Below are 18425 nucleotides of genomic sequence, written 5' to 3' on the forward strand. Positions count from 1 at the left end.
TCCTCCCTGCTCCCAGAAAGTTGGCGATATATGGAAAACACCACTTCTTCCGTCGAAATCCCTCATCCGGCTCCGCGCAGTTCCCGACCGGAAATTCTGGCGGAGGAGATCATCGAACGTCTCACTTACCGCATCGGCAAGGACGCCCAGGTTGCCAAGCCGCATGACTGGCTGACGGCGACGATCCTCGTGGTGCGCGACCGGATCATCGACAGGTGGATGGAATCGACCCGCAAGGTCTACCGGACCGGCGGCAAGCGCGTGTACTACCTATCGCTCGAATTCCTGATCGGCCGGCTGATGCGCGATGCGGTCAGCAATCTCGGCCTGATGCAGGAAATCACCGACGCTCTGACCTCGCTCGGCGTCGATATCGCCGTGATCTCCGGGCTTGAGCCGGATGCGGCGCTCGGCAATGGCGGTCTCGGACGCCTCGCAGCCTGCTTCATGGAAAGCATGGCGACGGTCGATATCCCGGCCTATGGCTACGGCATCCGCTACGTGCACGGCCTCTTCCGCCAGCAGATGGCCGACGGCTGGCAGGTCGAACTGCCGGAAACCTGGCTTGCCCACGGCAATCCGTGGGAATTCGAGCGCCGCGAAAGCTCCTACGAAATCGGCTTCGGCGGCACGGTGGAAACCGTCGGCGGCTACGAAGACCAGCCGCGCTATGTCTGGAAGCCGGCCGAGCGTGTCATCGCCATGGCCTATGATACGCCGGTCGTCGGTTGGCGTGGCAAGCGCGTCAATACGCTGCGCCTCTGGTCTGCCCAGCCGATCGACCCGATCCTGCTCGACGCCTTCAACGCCGGCGACCACATCGGGGCGCTGCGCGAAAGCAACAAGGCCGAATCGCTCACCCGCGTGCTGTATCCGGCCGACGCCAATCCGGCCGGCCAGGAACTGCGCCTGCGGCAGGAATTCTTCTTCTCGTCGGCCTCGCTGCAGGACATCCTGCGCCGCCACCTCCAGCAATATCCCGACTTCACCAATCTGCATGAAAAGGTCGCGATCCAGCTCAACGATACCCATCCGGCCATCTCGATCGGCGAGCTGATCCGCCTGCTCGTCGATATCCACGGCATGGACATCGAGGAAGCCTGGAACATCACCCGCCAGACCTTCTCCTACACCAATCATACCCTGCTGCCGGAAGCGCTGGAGAGCTGGCCCGTGCCGCTGTTCGAGCGGCTCCTGCCGCGCCACATGCAGCTCGTCTATGCGATCAACACCAAGATCCTGCTCGAAGCCCGCAAGGAAAAGCGCTTCTCCGATACGCAGATCCGCTCGATCTCGCTGATCGAGGAAGCTGGTGAGCGCCGCGTGCGCATGGGCAATCTGGCCTTTGTCGGCTCGCATTCCATCAACGGCGTGTCGGCGCTCCATACGGAGCTGATGAAGGTGACGGTCTTTTCCGACCTGCACACGCTCTACCCCACCCGCATCAACAACAAGACCAACGGCATTACCCCGCGCCGATGGCTGATGCAGTGCAATCCGGGCCTCACCAACCTGATCCGCGAAGCGATTGGCGACGAATTCCTGGACAATACGGAAGCGCTGGCGGCACTCGATGCCTATGCCGACGAAAGCACCTTCCAGAAGAAATTCGCCGATGTGAAGCGCGCCAACAAGGTCCAGCTTGCCAATCTGGTCAGCAGCCGCATGGGCGTGCGGCTCGATCCTTCTGCGCTCTTCGACATCCAGGTCAAGCGCATCCACGAATACAAGCGCCAGCTCCTCAACATCATCGAGGCCGTGGCGCTCTACGACCAGATCCGGTCCCGTCCGGAACTCGACTGGGCGCCGCGCGTCAAGCTTTTTGCCGGCAAGGCGGCGCCGAGCTACCACAATGCCAAGCTCATCATCAAGCTCGCCAATGACGTTGCCCGCGTCGTCAACAACGACCCGGCGGTCCGCGGCCTGCTGAAGGTGGTCTTCGTGCCGAACTACAATGTCTCGCTGGCCGAGATCATCATGCCTGCCGCAGACCTGTCGGAGCAGATCTCGACTGCCGGCATGGAAGCATCCGGCACCGGCAACATGAAGTTCGGCCTCAATGGCGCACTCACCATCGGCACGCTCGACGGCGCCAATGTGGAAATGCGCGACCATGTGGGCGAAGAAAACATCGTCATCTTCGGCCTCACCGCCGACGAAGTCGCGAAGGTCCGCCAGGGAGATTACAACCCCCGCGCAGTGATCGAGAAATCGCCGGAACTCTCCCAGGCGCTGAACGCGATCGCATCGGGCGTCTTCTCGCCGGACGACCGTTCGCGCTTCCAGGAGTTGATCGACGGTATCTACAACCACGACTGGTTCATGGTCGCCGCCGATTTCGACGCCTATGCTTCTGCGCAGCGCAGCGTTGACCAAATCTGGGCGGACCCTAAGTCCTGGTATTCGAAAACAATCCGCAACACCGCCCGGATGGGATGGTTCTCCTCTGACAGAACCATTCGCCAGTACGCGTCGGAGATCTGGAGAGCCTAATGACAAAATCGCCGAGTGTTCTGGACGATGGAAGAGCTCCTGGAGAAATTCCGTTATCCGAGATTGAGGCGATTCTGGAAGGCAGGCATACGAACCCCTTCGCCGTGCTGGGCATTCACAAGCTCGGCGAAGAGTTCCGCGTCCGCTGTTTCGTGCCCGGCGCGGAAGCGGTCAGCGTGCTTGGCCTCAATGGCGCGGAGCTCGGAGAACTGGCACGGCGCCATGACGATGGCTTTTTCGAAGGCCTCGTCACTGCCACGCAGCGTCAACCCCTGCGCTACCGTGCCCGCCGCGGCGATACGGAATGGGCCGTTACCGATCCCTACAGCTTTGGCCCGGTGCTCGGTCCCATGGACGACTACTTCGTCCGCGAAGGTTCGCATCTACGCCTGTTCGACAAGATGGGCGCTCATCCGCTGAAGCATGAGGGCGTCGAGGGCTTCCACTTCGCCGTCTGGGCGCCGAATGCTAAACGGGTCTCCGTCGTTGGCGACTTCAACAATTGGGACGGCCGGCGCCACGTCATGCGCCTGCGGATGGATACGGGGATCTGGGAGATCTTCGCACCCGATATCCGCGCCGGCTCCGCCTACAAGTTCGAGATCGTCGGCAAGGGCGGTGAAGTGCTGCCGCTGAAGGCCGATCCCTATGCCCGCCGCGCCGAAATGCGCCCCAAGACGGCCTCCGTCACCGCACCGGAGCTGCAGCAGACCTGGGACGACGCGGCGCATCGGGAGCATTGGGAGAAATCCGACCACCGCCGTCAGCCGATCTCCATCTACGAGGTGCATGCCGGCTCCTGGCGCAGGAAGCCCGACGGCTCCTTCCTCAGCTGGGACGAGCTCGCCTCCGAACTCATTCCCTACTGCACCGACATGGGCTTCACCCATATCGAATTTCTGCCGATTACCGAACACCCTTATGACCCATCCTGGGGCTACCAGACGACCGGGCTTTTCGCACCGACCGCCCGCTTCGGCGAGCCGGAGGGCTTTGCGCGCTTCGTCAATGGCTGCCACAAGGTCGGCGTCGGCGTCATCCTCGACTGGGTGCCGGCCCATTTCCCGACCGACGAGCACGGCCTGCGCTTCTTCGACGGCACCGCCCTCTACGAACATGAAGATCCACGCCAGGGCTTCCACCCGGACTGGAACACGGCCATCTACAATTTCGGCCGCAGTGAGGTCCTGTCCTACCTGGTCAACAACGCTCTCTACTGGTCGGAGAAATTCCATCTCGACGGCCTGCGCGTCGATGCGGTCGCCTCCATGCTCTACCTCGACTATTCGAGGAAGGAGGGCGAATGGGTGCCGAACGAATATGGCGGCCGCGAGAACCTCGAATCCGTGCGCTTTCTGCAGAAGATGAACACGCTTTCCTACGGGGCACATCCGGGCGTCATGACCATTGCCGAGGAAAGCACCTCCTGGCCCAAGGTCTCCTATCCCGTCCATGAAGGTGGTCTCGGCTTCGGCTTCAAGTGGAACATGGGCTTCATGCACGATACGCTGAGCTACATGAAACGCGAGCCGATCTACCGCCGGCATCACCACAACGAGCTGACCTTCGGGCTGATCTACGCCTTCTCGGAAAACTTCGTGCTGCCTCTGTCCCACGACGAAGTCGTGCATGGCAAAGGATCGCTGATCGCCAAGATGCCCGGCGACGACTGGCAGAAATTCGCCAATCTGCGCGCCTATTACGGGTATATGTGGGGCCATCCGGGCAAGAAGCTGCTGTTCATGGGCCAGGAATTCGCTCAATGGAGCGAATGGAGCGAAAATCGCTCGCTCGACTGGAATCTCCTCGCCTACCATCCGCACGAGGGCGTTCGCCGCCTGATCCGCGACCTCAACTTCTGCTATCGCTCCAAGCCCGCGCTGCATGCGCGCGACTGCGAGGGCGAAGGCTTCCAATGGCTGGTTGCCGACGACGCGGACAATTCCGTCTTTGCCTGGCTGCGCCTGGCGCCTGGGGAAAAGCCCGTCGCCGTGATCAGCAATTTCACGCCGGTCTACAGAGAAAATTACCGCCTCCCCTTGCCAAACGAGGGAAGATGGCGGGAAATCCTCAATACCGATGCCGAAATTTACGGCGGCAGCGGCAAGGGCAACGGAGGAAGGGTGCAGGCGGTGAATGCGGGAGGAACCATATCCGCTGAAATCACATTGCCGCCGCTTGCAACCATCATGCTCGAACTGGAACAGATTTAAACAAGCATAGGGGGAGGAACGATGATCGAGAAACGCTTTCAGCCTTTGTCACGAGACGCGATGGCCTATGTCCTTGCCGGCGGGCGAGGCAGCCGCCTGAAGGAACTGACGGATCGGCGCGCCAAGCCGGCCGTCTATTTCGGCGGCAAGGCCCGCATCATCGACTTCGCGCTGTCGAATGCGCTCAATTCCGGCATTCGCCGCATCGGCGTCGCCACCCAGTACAAGGCGCATTCGCTGATCCGCCACATGCAGCGCGGCTGGAACTTCTTCCGCCCCGAACGCAATGAGAGCTTCGACATCCTGCCCGCCTCCCAGCGCGTTTCGGAAACGCAGTGGTACGAAGGCACGGCGGACGCCGTTTTCCAGAACATCGACATCATCGAGGCCTATGCGCCGGAATACATGGTGATCCTGGCCGGCGACCACGTCTACAAGATGGACTACGAATACATGCTGCAGCAGCATGTGGACAGCGGCGCCGACGTCACTGTCGGTTGCCTGGAAGTGCCGCGCATGGAAGCGGTGGGCTTTGGCGTCATGCACGTCAACGAGAAGGACGAGATCATCGACTTCATCGAAAAGCCTGCCGATCCGCCGGGCATTCCCGGCAATCCGGATTTCGCGCTGGCCTCGATGGGCATCTACGTCTTCCACACCAAATTTCTGGTGGAGGCCCTGAAGCGCGACGCGGCGACCGATGGCTCCAGCCGCGACTTCGGCAAGGACATCATTCCCTATATCGTCCAGCACGGCAAAGCGGTGGCGCATCGCTTTGCCAATTCCTGCGTCCGGTCCGACTTCGAGCTGGAGCCCTACTGGCGCGATGCCGGCACGATCGACGCCTACTGGCAGGCCAATATCGACCTGACGGAGATCGTCCCCGGCCTCGACATCTACGACAAGTCCTGGCCGATCTGGACCTATGCGGAGATCACCCCGCCGGCCAAGTTCGTGCACGACGACGAAAATCGGCGGGGTTCCGCGACCTCGTCTCTCGTCTCGGGCGACTGCATCATCTCCGGTTCCAGCCTCAACCGCAGCCTGCTGTTCACAGGCGTCAGGGCCAATTCCTACTCGCGCCTCGAAGGTGCGGTGGTTCTGCCGAATGTCCGGGTCGGGCGGCGCGCGCAGCTTCGCAATGTCGTCATCGATCACGGTGTAACCATTCCCGAGGGGCTGGTGGTCGGCGAGGACCCGATAATCGACGCCAAGCGCTTCCGCCGCAGCGAGAACGGCATATGCCTGATCACGCAGACGATGATCGACAAGCTCGGCATGTGACCGCAGGAAGTTGGGAGGGCAGATGCAGGTTCTTTCGGTCGCGTCCGAAGTCTATCCCCTGGTCAAGACCGGCGGACTTGCCGATGTGGCAGGTGCGCTGCCGCTTGCGCTTGCCCATCACGGCGTGTCGGTGAAGACGCTCATGCCCGGCTATCCGGCCGTCCTGCATGCGGTGCAGGATCGCAGGCGCGTCATGGTCATAGACAACCTGCTCGGCGAACCGGCCGAAATCCTCGAGGCGCATTACAAGGGCCTCGACCTCCTGATCCTCGACTGCCCCGCCCTGTTCGACCGCGAAGGCGGGCCTTACGTGGACGAAGCGGCCAAGGACCATCCGGACAACTGGCGCCGCTTTGCGGCTCTCTCCAAGGCCGGCGCGCTGATTGCGCAGGGCGGCATGGAGGGCTGGCGGCCCGACCTCGTACATGTCCACGACTGGCAGGCCGCGCTTGTGCCGGTCTACATGCGCTATGCGACCGAACCGGAAATCCCGACGCTGATCACCATCCACAATATCGCCTTCCAGGGGCAGTTCGGCGCGGAAATCTTCCGGGGTCTGCACCTGCCGCCGCATGCTTTTTCCATCGACGGCGTCGAATATTTCGGCGGCGTCGGCTATCTGAAGGCCGGCCTGCAGGCAAGCTGGGCGATCTCCACGGTCAGCCCCTCCTATGCGGAGGAAATCCTCACGCCCGAATTCGGCATGGGGCTCGAAGGCCTGCTCGCCTATCGCGCCGCCGACCTCACCGGCATTGTCAACGGGATCGACGCCAATGTCTGGAACCCGGAAAGCGACCCGCATATCAAGGCCCATTACGGCATGGGAAGCATGAAGCTCCGCGCCGCCAACAAGCAGGCCGTGGCGGAGCGCTTCGGCCTCTATCAGGGGAGCGGGCCGCTCTTCTGCGTCATCTCCCGTCTTACCTGGCAGAAAGGCATGGATATGCTGGCCGAGGTGATAGACGAACTCGTGCAGACGGGCGCCCGGCTTGCGGTGCTGGGGTCCGGCGATCGCGCCCTGGAAAACGCCTTCCACGCCGCCGCCCAGCAGCATTCCGGACGCGTATCGCTGGTGACGGGTTACGACGAGCCCCTGTCGCACCTGATGCAGGCCGGCTGCGACGGCATCGTCATTCCCTCCCGCTTCGAGCCCTGCGGCCTGACCCAGCTTTACGGGCTGCGCTATGGCTGCATCCCCATCGTTGCCCGAACCGGCGGCCTCAACGACACGGTGATCGACGCCAGCCCCGCCGCACTTTCCGCCAAGGCCGCCACCGGCGTTTCCTTCAGCCCCATTATCGCTGCCAACCTGCGCCGTGCGCTCCGTCGTGCCGTGAAGCTCTATCAGGACCCCAAGGTCTGGACGGGCATGCAGAAGCAGGGCATGAAGTCCGATGTTTCCTGGGACATGAGCGCCGGGCTCTATGCCTCGCGCTATTCCGATTTGCTGATGAGAAAAGGTGCCTGATGACCCCGATCAAGACCGTCGCGACGACCCCCTACCAGGACCAGAAGCCCGGAACCTCCGGCCTTCGCAAGAAGGTGCCGGTCTTTGCCCAGGAGAATTATGCGGAGAACTTCATCCAGTCGATCTTCGACTCGCTTGAGGGCTTCGAAGGCGCGACGCTGGTGATCGGCGGCGATGGTCGCTACTACAATCGCGAGGTCATCCAGAAGGCGATCAAGATGGCCGCCGCCAGCGGCTTCGGCAAGGTCATGGTCGGCCAGGGCGGCATCCTGTCGACGCCTGCCGCCTCCAACATCATCCGCAAATACAAGGCCTTCGGCGGCATCATCCTGTCGGCCAGCCACAATCCGGGCGGCCCGACCGAAGACTTCGGCATCAAGTACAATATCGGCAATGGCGGCCCCGCGCCGGAAAAGATCACCGACGCGATCTTCGCCCGCACCAAGGTGATAGACGAATACAAGATTGCCGACGTCGCCGATATCGACCTCGACGCGGTGGGCTCCTTCAACCTTGCCGGCATGGAAGTCGAAGTGATCGATCCGGTCGCCGACTATGCCGACCTGATGGAGGACCTGTTCGACTTCTCGTCTATCCGGGCGCTGATCGCCAGCGGCTTCAACGTGGTGATCGATTCCATGGGCGCCGTCACCGGTCCCTACGCCCGCGAGCTTCTGGAAAACCGCCTCGGCGCGCCGGAAGGCTCTGTCCGTAATGCGATCCCGCTGCCGGATTTCGGCGGCCACCACCCGGACCCGAACCTCGTCCACGCCAAGGAACTCTATGACGACGTGATGAGCGCCAGCGGCCCGCATTTCGGCGCCGCTTCTGATGGCGATGGCGACCGCAACATGGTGGTCGGCAAGGGCATGTTCGTCACCCCCTCCGACAGCCTTGCGATCATTGCCGCCAATGCGACCGTGGCACCCGGCTATGCCGCAGGCATTGCCGGCATCGCCCGCTCCATGCCGACCAGCGAAGCTGCCGACCGCGTCGCCGAAAAGCTCGGCATCGGCATGTACGAGACCCCGACCGGCTGGAAATTCTTCGGCAACCTGCTCGACGCCGGCAAGGCGACAATTTGCGGCGAAGAAAGCTTCGGCACCGGCTCCAACCATGTGCGCGAGAAGGACGGGCTATGGGCCGTGCTCTTCTGGCTGAACATCCTGGCCGCCCGCAACGAAAGCGTCGCCGAGATCGTCACCAAGCACTGGGCCGAATATGGGCGCAACTATTATTCCCGTCACGACTACGAGGAAGTGGATTCTGACGCCGCCAACGGTCTCATCGCCGCTCTGCGGGAAAAGCTGCCCTCTCTGCCCGGCCAGTCGTTCGGCGCCCTGAAGGTCGCAAGCGCTGACGATTTTGCCTATCACGATCCGATCGATGGCTCTGAAAGCAAGAACCAGGGCATCCGCGTCCTTTTCGAAGGCGGCTCCCGCGTCGTCTTCCGCCTGTCCGGCACCGGCACGTCGGGTGCCACCATCCGCGTCTATGTGGAACGCTACGAGCCCGATCCGGCCAAGCACGGCATGGAAACGCAGTCAGCGCTTGCCGACCTCATTGCCGTGGCCGACGAGATCTCCGAGCTGAAGAAGCGCTCCGGCCGCGACGCTCCGACGGTGATTACGTGATCGCTTAGGATTGACGTTTGCCGTTTGCTCCCTCTTCTCCCCGGCGGGGAGAAGGTGGCCCGAAGGGCCGGATGAGGGGGACGGCTCTGCCGCAGGCGGTTTGAGTTGCGCATTTGTAGACCCCCTCATCGCCTCGCTACGCTCCGGCACTTCTCCCCGCTGGGGAGAAGAGGCAGAATAGCAAAGCGTTGCCTCGAGGCTTGAGAATGAAGCAAAATCCGACCACTAATCCACCTCTCGGCGTTACCCTCTCGGAAAAGCTCGCCGAGTTCGCCGTCTACTCCGCTCACGCCGAGCGGATCGATCTCTGCCTCTTCGATACCAACGGAAAGAAGCAGATCGCCGACTATTCGATGCAGTGCGGCGACGACCATATCCACCGAATCGAACTGCCATCGATCAAGCCCGGCCAGCGCTATGGCTTCCGCGCCCACGGTACATACGACCCGGATCGTGGTCTGTGGTTCGATCCGTCCAAGCTGCTGGTCGACCCCTATGTCCGCGAACTGGACCGCCCCTTCGTCTATGATCCAGTGCTTTCAGCCCTGGGCGTGGATACCGCAGACCTCGTGCCGAAAGCGATCGTCACGGAGACCGTTCGGGCACGGATCTGCAAGCCCATGCTGCCGCCCGGCGGTGTGATCTACGAGGTGGGCGTCAAGCCCTTCACCATGCTGCATCCGGATGTGCCGGAAGAACAGCGTGGCACGGTCGCGGCACTTGCTCATCCAGCCGTCATCGGCCACCTGAAGCGTATCGGCGTCGATGCGGTGGAACTGATGCCGATCACCGCGTGGATCGATGAACGCCATTTGCCGCCGCTCGGCCTGACAAATGCGTGGGGCTACAATCCCGTCGCCTTCATGGCGCTCGACCCACGCCTCTGCCCCGGCGGAATCCGGGAACTGCGCGAGACCGTGGCGGCACTGCACGACGCCGGCATCGGCGTGATCCTCGACCTCGTCTTCAACCACACAGGCGAAAGCGACCGTCATGGCGCAACGCTTTCCATGCGCGGGCTGGACAACCTCACCTATTATCGCCATGTGCCGGGCGAACCCGGACACCTTGTCAACGATACCGGCACCGGCAACACGGTTGCCTGCGATCACCCGCAAGTGCGCCGCCTGATCCTGGAGACGCTTCGCCATTTCGTGCTGCATGCGGGCGTGGACGGCTTCCGCTTCGATCTGGCGCCCATCATCGGCCGCACCGCGACCGGCTTCGAAGCCGCGGGCGAAACGCTGACGGCGATGATATCCGACGACGTGCTGAAGGATCGCCTGCTGATCGCCGAACCTTGGGACATCGGCCCCGGCGGCTACCAGCTCGGCAATTTCCCAGAGCCGTTCCTGGAGTGGAACGACCGCGCCCGCGACGATATCCGTCGCTACTGGCGGGGCGATCAATGGACGACAGGCGCTTTCGCCACACGCCTTGCCGGCTCCTCCGACATCTTCGCGCGCAACGGCCGGCAGGCGACCCGCAGCGTCAATTTTCTGGCCGCCCATGACGGCTTCACGCTGATGGATCTCGTGTCGCACGAGCACAAGCACAATGAGGCAAACGGCGAAGACAACCGCGACGGCCATGGCGACAACCTCTCCTGGAACAATGGCGTAGAGGGCGAGACCACCGATACCGGTATCCTCGAAAGCCGCCGCCGGGACGTTGCCGCGCTGCTTTCGACCCTGTTCGCCACGAAGGGCGTGATCATGCTGACCATGGGCGACGAGGGCGGCCGGTCTCAAGGCGGCAACAACAATGCCTATGCTCAGGACAACGGGATCACCTGGCTCGACTGGTGGAAGCTGGATCAGGACCTGCTGGAGCACACCCGCGCGCTCGCAGCCATCCGCAACCGGTTTTCCGTCCTTTCCGATCCCCGCTTCTTTACCGGCGAAGGCGATGTGGAATGGATCGCCGCTTCCGGGCAGCCGATGCAGGTGAGCGACTGGGAAAATCCCGGAAATCCGGTGATCGGCATGATCCTCAAGACCCTCGATCGCGACTCGGAAAGAGAGGCGCGGCTCGCCATCCTCTTCAATCGCAGCCATGCCGAGATAGCGTTCACACTGCCCGGCGGGTCATGGGCCGAACTGCTCTCGGACACCGCATGGCAAGGGGCTCTGCCGCAGCGCTCCGTCTGCTTTTGCCTTGAAGGCTGATCGACAATGAAGACTATCGCCGGGACGGCGAAACTTTGTAATGTCGCGCCTACGATAAAGGGACAAGCGTCGCATGCGTGAGATTTCGCTGGCGGAAATGCCGGGGCTACTGGGTCAGGAAGTGGGCGTGTCCGACTGGATTACCGTCGACCAGACCATGATCGATCTCTTTGCCGACGCCACGCAGGATCACCAGTTTATTCATGTCGATCCAGTGCGCGCCGCCGAAAGCCCGTTTGGCGGAACCATCGCCCATGGCTTTCTGACGCTGTCGCTGCTCTCGGCGATGAATTTCGAAAGCATACCGAAGATCCGCGAGCAGACAGTCGGCATCAATTACGGCTTCGATCGTATCCGTTTCGTGTCTCCGGTCAGGAGCGGCAGCCGCGTGCGCGGTCGCTTCACGCTCGCGGACTGTCGGTTCCGCGGGGCCGGCATGCTGATGACCACCTATGATGTGGCCGTCGAGATCGAGAACGAGCGCAAGCCGGCGCTCACCGCTTCCTGGATCACCATCGTCCAGTTCGACCCGAAGGATCGCCCTGAAGGTGTTTAGAGCGGTTCAGGGTTAAGCGCGGCATCCCTGGCGCCTTCGCCGAGCAGCCCGAAGGCATAGCCCGAAAAGGACCGCCAGACTTCGACACGGAAGGCATCTTCCGCCGTCCGCAGCAGCACGATCTCCACCTTGCCCAGCAGGGTTCGCGTGCAGGCGGCGACCGGGAAGGCGGCCAGCGACAGGTCGAGCGGGCAGCCGCTATTGATGGCGGCAGCCGCACCCGGACCCGAAACAAGGATGGCCGTGTTGCGGTGGGATACATCGGTCGCCGAATGCAGCGCGCCGGAACTGGCGGCCGCCTGAACCAACCCGGCCTCGCCGATGACCAGCCATTCGTCCGGACCGAGCCAGAGCGCAGTGCGGCCATTGCCGGAGGCGGATGTCTTCGGCCTGACCGGAAGGTCCAGCCCGATGGCGTTGGAAAGTGCCGCGACATCCTCGGCGCGCGCCCGAAGCGAAATCCGCTCGGCAGGCCCCGCCGGCTCCAGCAGCACCACGGATGAACCGCCATGCGCGCCGGCCAGCGGCAGCGTGCGGCTTGCCAGATCGGCCCCAGAATCAACCATGAATGCGGCCTCCTTCCTTGTCGAAGAACACCATGTCGGTCACTTCGACGGCAATCGTCCTGTCACTCATCGGCACATAAAGGGTTTCGCCCGCCTTGGCCCTGCCGCCGGCCACCAGCGCGATGGCGATGGACCGGTCGCAGTTTTCCGACCAGTAGGACGAAGTGACATGGCCGAGCATGGTCATGGGTTTCGGCTGGTTCGGATCGGCGACGATCTGCGCGCCCTCCTCCAGCACGTCGCCGGGGTCTCTTGTAAGAAGGCCAACCAGCTGCTTGCGGCCTTCGCGCACCAGATCCGGCCGCTTCAGCCCGCGAATGCCGACGAAATCCGTCTTCTTCTTCGACACCGCCCAGCCATATCCGGCATCATCGGGGGTCACCGTGCCGTCCGTATCCTGGCCGACGATGAGATAGCCTTTCTCGGCACGCAGCACGTGCATCGACTCCGTGCCATAGAGGCAGGCGCCGAGGCCTTCCGCCCGCTCCCAGATCGCCTTCCAGACGGCTGCACCGAAATCGGCCGGCACGTTGACCTCGAAGCCCAGTTCACCAGTGAAAGACACGCGGAAGAGCCGCGCCGGCACGCCCGTCACCGTGCATTCGGCAACGCTCATATGCGGGAAAGCCTCGTTGGAGAGATCGACGCCTTCCACGAAGGGCTGGATGATCTCCCGCGCTTTCGGACCCTGCACGGCGATCACCGCCCATTGTTCGGTGGTGGAGGTGAGCCACACCTTCAGATGCGGGAACTCGGTCTGCAGGTAATCTTCCATGTGATGCAGCACACGCGGCGCGCCGCCAGTCGTCGTCGTCACGTGGAAACGGTCTTCCGCCAGACGCCCGACGACGCCGTCGTCATAGATGAAGCCGTCTTCGCGGGTCATGATGCCATAGCGGCACTTGCCGGGCTTCAGCGTATCCCACGCATTCGTGTAGAGCAGGTTGAGGAACTGCGCCGCATCCGGCCCGACCACCTCGATCTTGCCGAGCGTCGATGCGTCGAACACGCCGCCGATGTCACGCACCGTGCGGCATTCGCGGTTGACGGCGACATGCATATCCTCACCGCGCTTGGGAAAATACCAGGCGCGCTTCCAGTTGCCGACATCCTCGAACTCGGCGCCCGCAGCCGCTTCCAGCGCGTGCATCGGCGTCTTGCGGGTGGGATCGAACAGCTCGGCGCGGGAATGCGCGATCAGCGTTCCGTAGGTGACGGGCGTATAGGGTGCACGGAAGGTGGTGAGGCCCACTTGCGGGATCGGCCGCCCCAGCATTTCGGCGGCAATCGCCAGGCCGTGCATGTTGGAGAGCTTGCCCTGGTCCGACGCCATGCCATTGGTGGTAAAACGCTTGATGTGCTCGATCGAGTGCATGCCTTCGCGCACCGCAAGCCGAATATCCTTGGCCGTCACGTCATGCTGAAAGTCCACGAAAGCCTTGACCACCGTATCCGGCCCGGCGCCTTCCGCAGCGCCGATCATCCCGCCAGTCCACTCGAAGCGGTTCTCGGCCGAGACTACGGCCGATCCCCCGCCCGCGGCAATCGCCTCGTCTACGAGGTCGGCGATATCGTCGGTGCCGTTGCAGGCGCCGACCGAGATGCAGTTCTGCGCGTAAATGTCCGGCAGGAACCGTTGGTTCGCCTCGTCGAAGCGCAGCTTGCCGCGCGACTGCGAGAACAGATGCACGGACGGCGTCCAGCCTGCCGAGACAATCAGCGCATCCACCTTGATCTTGCGGGCATTGCCGCCGCCATTGCGCACCACCGTCATCGAGCTGATCCGCAGCCGACCCGATGTGTCGGTGACCGAATGGCCGGTCAGAACGTCGACGCCGAGCGCGCGGGCCTGCGCCACTACAGCCTCGCCCGGATCGGCCCGGCAGTCCACGATCGCGGCAATGGTGACGCCGGCACGATGCAGATCGAAGGCCGCCTCGTAGGCGCTGTCATGCGCCGTGTAGACGCCGACATTGTGGCCGACGGAGACCCCGTGATGGTTGAGGAAGCTGCGCGCCGCAGAAGCCAGCATGATTCCCGGCCGGTCGTTGTTGGCAAATACCATGTGCCGCTCGATGGCGCCGGTGGCGAGGACAACCTTCTTGGCGCGCACCTGCCATAGACGCTCGCGGGGCAGGTCCTTGGCCGGACGGACGACATGGTCGGTGACACGCTCGGCAAGTCCCAGGAAGCCATGGTTGTAATAGCCGAATACCGTGGTGCGGTTCAGCACCGTCACATTCGGCATCGCCTTCAGCCTGGCGGCCGCGTCTTGCGCCCAGTCATAGCCGTTCTGGCCGTCGATCATGGTCGATGTGTCGAAGTGAAGAGCGCCGCCGACTTCGGGCTGCTCGTCTACCAGGAACACCGTCTGGCCTGTGGAGGCGGCAGACAGCGCAGCCGTGAGGCCCGCAATACCGGCACCGGCGATCAGCACGTCGCAATGGGCGAACCGGTTGGCGTAATGGTCCGGATCTTCTTCCTTCGGCGCCTCGCCGAGGCCGGCTGCACGGCGAATGATCGGCTCATAGAGCTTGGCCCAGGCTTCCCTCGGCCACATGAAGGTCTTGTAGTAGAAGCCCGCCGCGAAGAACGGCGACAGCACGTCATTGAAGGCGCCGACATCGAAGGATAGAGACGGCCAGCGGTTCTGCGAGGCGATCTTTGCCCCGTCGAACACTTCCTGCACCGTGGCGCGCACGTTCGGCTGCCGGCGTGCGCTATCGCGCGATACGTCCAGCAGCGCATTCGGCTCTTCCGGGCCAGCGGTCAGAATGCCGCGCGGGCGGTGATACTTGAATGAGCGGCCGAGCAGATGCACCCCGTGCGCCAGAAGTGCAGATGCAACCGTATCGCCCTCGAGCGCCGTATAGCTCTTGCCGTCGAAGGTGAAGCGCGCCGTGCGGGCCGGCGTATGGCGGCCTACGCCCTTGATGCGGAAGGCGCCGGTCTTGTCGGGGGAGGCGCTCATCTTGCGTCTCCTTCCACTGCTTCCCAGGTCTCGACGGTCTTGTCTTCTATGATCGCCGCTGCTTCTTCCGCCGTTGGGACGGGCTGCCTGGCAAGCCCTGCCTTGTAAGTCATCAGGAACCTGTCGCTCACTGTGTCGCGGGCCGCATTGAAGAAGCGGCCGCAGCCGTGGATATGCCGCCACCGCTCATAGGTAAGGCCTTTTTCGTTGTTGCGCAGGAAGAAATATTCGGCGAATTCCTCGTCGGTGATGGCCGATATGTTCTCCGGCCGCGCGATATGCGCTTCGCCCGCCCAGCGGAACTCCAGCTCGGAGCGATCTTCCTCGCAATAGGGGCAATGGATCAGCAGCATGAAAAACTCCCGGCACAGAGGATCGGTGTCAAAGCGAGAGGCACACTCCTTCTTCTCCCCAGCGGGGAGAAGGTGCCCGAAGGGCGGATGAGGGGGTGAGTAACGAAAGGAGCAAGCGCCCGAGCGAAACGCAAAAGAGGAGCTTGCCGTGAAGGCCCCCTCATCCGGCTGCCGCCACCTTCTCCCCGCTGGGGAGAAGAGGGATCCCATTCCGCCTCCCCGCACATGTCCAAACCGTCACCCATCAATGCGCCACGGCGGCGGCTGCCGCTTCGTCGATCAGCCGGCCGGTGCGGAACCGGTCGAGGTTGAGGCCGGCAGCCAGCCGGTGCGGCTCGCCCTTGGCGATCAGATGTGCAAACAGATTGGCAGAACCCGGCGTCGCCTTGAAGCCGCCTGTGCCCCAGCCGCAATTGACGAACAGGCCCGGCACCGGCGTCACGCCCTGGATCGGCGAACGATCCGGCGTGTTGTCGGTGATGCCGCCCCACTGGCGCATCATCTTGACGCGGCGGAAGATCGGGAAAAGCTCGCAGATCGCGTCCAGCGTGTGGGTGATGATCTGCAGCCCGCCGGTCTGGGAATAGGAATTGTACTGGTCCGTGCCGGCACCGATGACGAGCTCACCCTTGTCGGACTGCGAGATGTAGGCATGCACCGTGTTGGACATGACGACGCAGGGGAAAATGGGCTTCAGCGGCTCGGACACGAGGGCCTGCAGCGGGTTGGAATGCAGCGGCACCCGCACGCCTGCCATTTCCATGACGACCGAGGAGTGACCGGCAGCCGAAACGCCGATCTTCCGGGCGCCGATGAAGCCCTTGGACGTCTCGACGCCCTGGACCTCGCCGTTCGGACCACGGCGGATGCCGGTTACTTCGCAATTCTGGATGATGTGGACGCCGCGGTCAGACGCCGCGCGGGCATAGCCCCAGGCCACCGCATCGTGGCGGGCCGTACCGCCGCGTCGCTGCAGAGCAGCGCCATTGATCGGATAGCGGGCGGTCTTGGCAATATCGAGCGGCGGACAGAAGGCCCTGGCCTGCTCCGGCGTCAGCCATTCGTTGTCGATGCCATAGAGACGATTGGCATTGATGTGACGCTTGAAGCTCTGCATGTCATGGGTGTTGTGCGACAGCATCATCACGCCGCGCGGCGAATACATGACATTGTAGTTGAGATCCTGGCTCAAGCCTTCCCATAGCTTCAGGGAATGCTCGTAGATGTCCATGCTCTCTTCATAGAGATAGTTGGAGCGGATGATGGTGGTGTTGCGCCCGGTATTGCCGCCGCCGAGCCAGCCTTTTTCGATCACCGCGATATTGGTGATGCCGTGCTCCTTGGCGAGATAATAGGCGGCACCCAGGCCGTGCCCGCCCGCACCAATGATGATCACGTCGTAACTGGACCGTGGTTCCGGTGAAATCCACTGTGCGTCCCAGCCCTTGTGGGCGCGCATGGCCTCGCGAGCGATGGCAAAAACCGAATATTTGCGCATTGCGCCTTCTGCTCCTTGATCAGGCCCGTTCGGCCTGCCCGTCGTCGAAACTCTGCGCTGGCCCCAAGGCCATACCTTTCGGTAGAGCCATACCCATCGCAAATCAATATGCGCCACAATAGCTGTTTTGCGACGCATCCGAAGATTGTTTCGACACGCACAAGATTGGCGGCCAAAGAGCTGCCGCCAGGCTTGTCATTCGTGATGCACTCTCAAGTTTCAGACAGACCTTGAGGAGCAGCCTTCCAAGACAGAGGCATGTTCAGCCAGCGCGGGCCAGTGCGCGCTGCAGCACCCGCGAGCAGAACACAGGATTGAGCATCGCATTTTGGCCATACCGAGATCGAGACTGATCGTGGCTGCTGATGCAGGCGACGACAAGCGCGGCGAAGGCACCTTCACCGGGCTTGGCGGGCGTCTTGTCAGCTGCCCCGCTTTTGCCAACCAGGGCCACCAGCAGGTTGCCATACTGGCTGAGGATGATGGCATAGGCATCCTGCCCGATCACCCCGTTGGCATAGCTTTGGCAGGCGGTATAGAGACCGTCTCTCAAGGCGAGCACGGCTGCTTCACGGCCCGCGCCCGCGGTCAGGGTTTCCGCAGACGACAGATCACCCTCGAACTTGCGCTCACCCGCATCGCTCGGCGCAACGACGGTCACCTTCCGCGTGTTGTTGAACGCGGCGGCATAATCGGGGCTCGGCTCGGTGCACACGACCTTCGGGTAGCCGACGCCCCTCGATCTCTCGGTGACAAGCCGCAGATTGGCGCCGCTGACGATACCCACCGACTGACCGAACTGAACCGATTTGACATCGGCATTCGGCGACGTACACCCTGCAAGACCAAGCGCCAGCAGCGCAGTTAACAGATGTTTGAACATGCTTACGCCCCTCGACCGGCCACGGCCGGTTTCCTTCATGGTGAAAATGACTGCCATGCAGATTGGGAGGCGCCCCCGCGCAGAACTAATCTGCCTCAAGTCGGGGGGCATTGCAACCATTGGGTTTATAAATTTTCTCCAGCAATCATACGGAGATATCCGGCCTTTACCGGAGCCGCATTTGGAGCTGGCTCAGCCCGGACCAGCACCTTGTCTTTCTTTTTCGGATCAGCATCAGGAAGCGTCTGGACTTTGACCGCGCTCCCTGCTATGTCGCGTCGCAAATCGCTCAGGCCCAAGGCCGTGCGGATGTTTTATTTCGCCTCGAATCGTACCGA

At 62.7% G+C, this 18425-nt stretch carries 12 protein-coding genes; 7 read left to right on the forward strand and 5 right to left on the reverse strand.

All coding sequences use genetic code 11. The features are described from left to right. Positions 1 to 30: 30 nt before the first annotated feature. From EPK99_RS11075 to EPK99_RS11105, 7 genes are all read left to right on the forward strand, one after another. Entirely contained in the window at positions 31 to 2493 is a 2463-nt protein-coding gene (locus EPK99_RS11075) for a glycogen/starch/alpha-glucan phosphorylase (RefSeq protein WP_128443075.1), read from the forward strand. Further along, on the forward strand, positions 2493 to 4706 hold the full coding sequence (gene glgB, locus EPK99_RS11080; protein WP_128443076.1) for a 1,4-alpha-glucan branching protein GlgB: 2214 nt from the start codon (positions 2493 to 2495) through the stop codon (positions 4704 to 4706). The genes EPK99_RS11075 and glgB overlap by 1 nt, the downstream gene beginning before the upstream one ends. 21 nt (positions 4707 to 4727) lie before the next feature. Beyond that, entirely contained in the window at positions 4728 to 5990 is a 1263-nt protein-coding gene (gene glgC / locus EPK99_RS11085) for a glucose-1-phosphate adenylyltransferase (protein WP_128443077.1), read from the forward strand. A 22-nt stretch (positions 5991 to 6012) separates the two neighbouring features. Continuing rightward, positions 6013 to 7458, forward strand: a complete 1446-nt coding sequence (glgA, locus tag EPK99_RS11090) for a glycogen synthase GlgA (protein WP_128443078.1) — start codon at positions 6013 to 6015, stop codon at positions 7456 to 7458. Next, positions 7458 to 9092, forward strand: coding sequence for an alpha-D-glucose phosphate-specific phosphoglucomutase (locus EPK99_RS11095; RefSeq protein ID WP_128443079.1), 1635 nt, complete (start codon positions 7458 to 7460; stop codon positions 9090 to 9092). Before glgA ends, EPK99_RS11095 begins: the two co-directional genes overlap by 1 nt. A gap of 206 nt (positions 9093 to 9298) precedes the next feature. Continuing rightward, complete coding sequence (glgX, locus tag EPK99_RS11100; protein ID WP_128443080.1) at positions 9299 to 11260, forward strand: glycogen debranching protein GlgX; 1962 nt, start codon at positions 9299 to 9301, stop codon at positions 11258 to 11260. Between the two features lie 73 nt (positions 11261 to 11333). Beyond that, a complete protein-coding gene (locus tag EPK99_RS11105; RefSeq protein ID WP_128443081.1) occupies positions 11334 to 11816 on the forward strand; it encodes a MaoC family dehydratase in 483 nt (160 codons plus the stop codon). Here the strand turns inward: EPK99_RS11105 and EPK99_RS11110 are convergent. The 5 genes from EPK99_RS11110 to EPK99_RS11130 form a co-directional block, all read right to left on the reverse strand. After that, positions 11813 to 12382 carry a sarcosine oxidase subunit gamma gene (locus tag EPK99_RS11110; RefSeq protein ID WP_128443082.1) on the reverse strand — a complete coding sequence of 190 codons (570 nt, stop codon included), beginning with the start codon at positions 12380 to 12382 and terminating at the stop codon, positions 11813 to 11815. The genes EPK99_RS11105 and EPK99_RS11110 overlap by 4 nt on opposite strands. Then, the gene (locus tag EPK99_RS11115; RefSeq protein ID WP_128443083.1) at positions 12375 to 15353 is read right to left on the reverse strand and encodes a sarcosine oxidase subunit alpha; all 2979 of its coding nucleotides are present in this window, start codon (positions 15351 to 15353) and stop codon (positions 12375 to 12377) included. Before EPK99_RS11115 ends, EPK99_RS11110 begins: the two co-directional genes overlap by 8 nt. Next, positions 15350 to 15706 carry a sarcosine oxidase subunit delta gene (locus EPK99_RS11120; protein ID WP_128443084.1) on the reverse strand — a complete coding sequence of 119 codons (357 nt, stop codon included), beginning with the start codon at positions 15704 to 15706 and terminating at the stop codon, positions 15350 to 15352. Before EPK99_RS11120 ends, EPK99_RS11115 begins: the two co-directional genes overlap by 4 nt. A gap of 244 nt (positions 15707 to 15950) precedes the next feature. Continuing rightward, the gene (locus EPK99_RS11125) at positions 15951 to 17204 is read right to left on the reverse strand and encodes a sarcosine oxidase subunit beta family protein (RefSeq protein ID WP_128443085.1); all 1254 of its coding nucleotides are present in this window, start codon (positions 17202 to 17204) and stop codon (positions 15951 to 15953) included. 262 nt (positions 17205 to 17466) lie between these two features. Further along, positions 17467 to 18087 (reverse strand): hypothetical protein, encoded by a 621-nt coding sequence (locus EPK99_RS11130; protein ID WP_128443086.1) that lies wholly within the window; start codon positions 18085 to 18087, stop codon positions 17467 to 17469. Positions 18088 to 18425: the final 338 nt, after the last annotated feature.

Origin of the sequence: Neorhizobium lilium (genome assembly GCF_004053875.1) — a bacterium.
Classification (GTDB): domain Bacteria; phylum Pseudomonadota; class Alphaproteobacteria; order Rhizobiales; family Rhizobiaceae; genus Neorhizobium; species Neorhizobium lilii.

What these genes read in the sequence shown, in the direction of transcription:
- EPK99_RS11075 (WP_128443075.1), top strand. Translation starts at nt 31, where the DNA reads ATGGAAAACACCACTTCTTCCGTCGAAATCCCTCATCCGGCTCCGCGC.
- glgB (WP_128443076.1), top strand. Translation starts at nt 2,493, where the DNA reads ATGACAAAATCGCCGAGTGTTCTGGACGATGGAAGAGCTCCTGGAGAA.
- glgC (WP_128443077.1), top strand. Translation starts at nt 4,728, where the DNA reads ATGATCGAGAAACGCTTTCAGCCTTTGTCACGAGACGCGATGGCCTAT.
- glgA (WP_128443078.1), top strand. Translation starts at nt 6,013, where the DNA reads ATGCAGGTTCTTTCGGTCGCGTCCGAAGTCTATCCCCTGGTCAAGACC.
- EPK99_RS11095 (WP_128443079.1), top strand. Translation starts at nt 7,458, where the DNA reads ATGACCCCGATCAAGACCGTCGCGACGACCCCCTACCAGGACCAGAAG.
- glgX (WP_128443080.1), top strand. Translation starts at nt 9,299, where the DNA reads ATGAAGCAAAATCCGACCACTAATCCACCTCTCGGCGTTACCCTCTCG.
- EPK99_RS11105 (WP_128443081.1), top strand. Translation starts at nt 11,334, where the DNA reads ATGCGTGAGATTTCGCTGGCGGAAATGCCGGGGCTACTGGGTCAGGAA.
- EPK99_RS11110 (WP_128443082.1), bottom strand. Translation starts at nt 12,382, where the DNA reads ATGGTTGATTCTGGGGCCGATCTGGCAAGCCGCACGCTGCCGCTGGCC.
- EPK99_RS11115 (WP_128443083.1), bottom strand. Translation starts at nt 15,353, where the DNA reads ATGAGCGCCTCCCCCGACAAGACCGGCGCCTTCCGCATCAAGGGCGTA.
- EPK99_RS11120 (WP_128443084.1), bottom strand. Translation starts at nt 15,706, where the DNA reads ATGCTGCTGATCCATTGCCCCTATTGCGAGGAAGATCGCTCCGAGCTG.
- EPK99_RS11125 (WP_128443085.1), bottom strand. Translation starts at nt 17,204, where the DNA reads ATGCGCAAATATTCGGTTTTTGCCATCGCTCGCGAGGCCATGCGCGCC.
- EPK99_RS11130 (WP_128443086.1), bottom strand. Translation starts at nt 18,087, where the DNA reads ATGTTCAAACATCTGTTAACTGCGCTGCTGGCGCTTGGTCTTGCAGGG.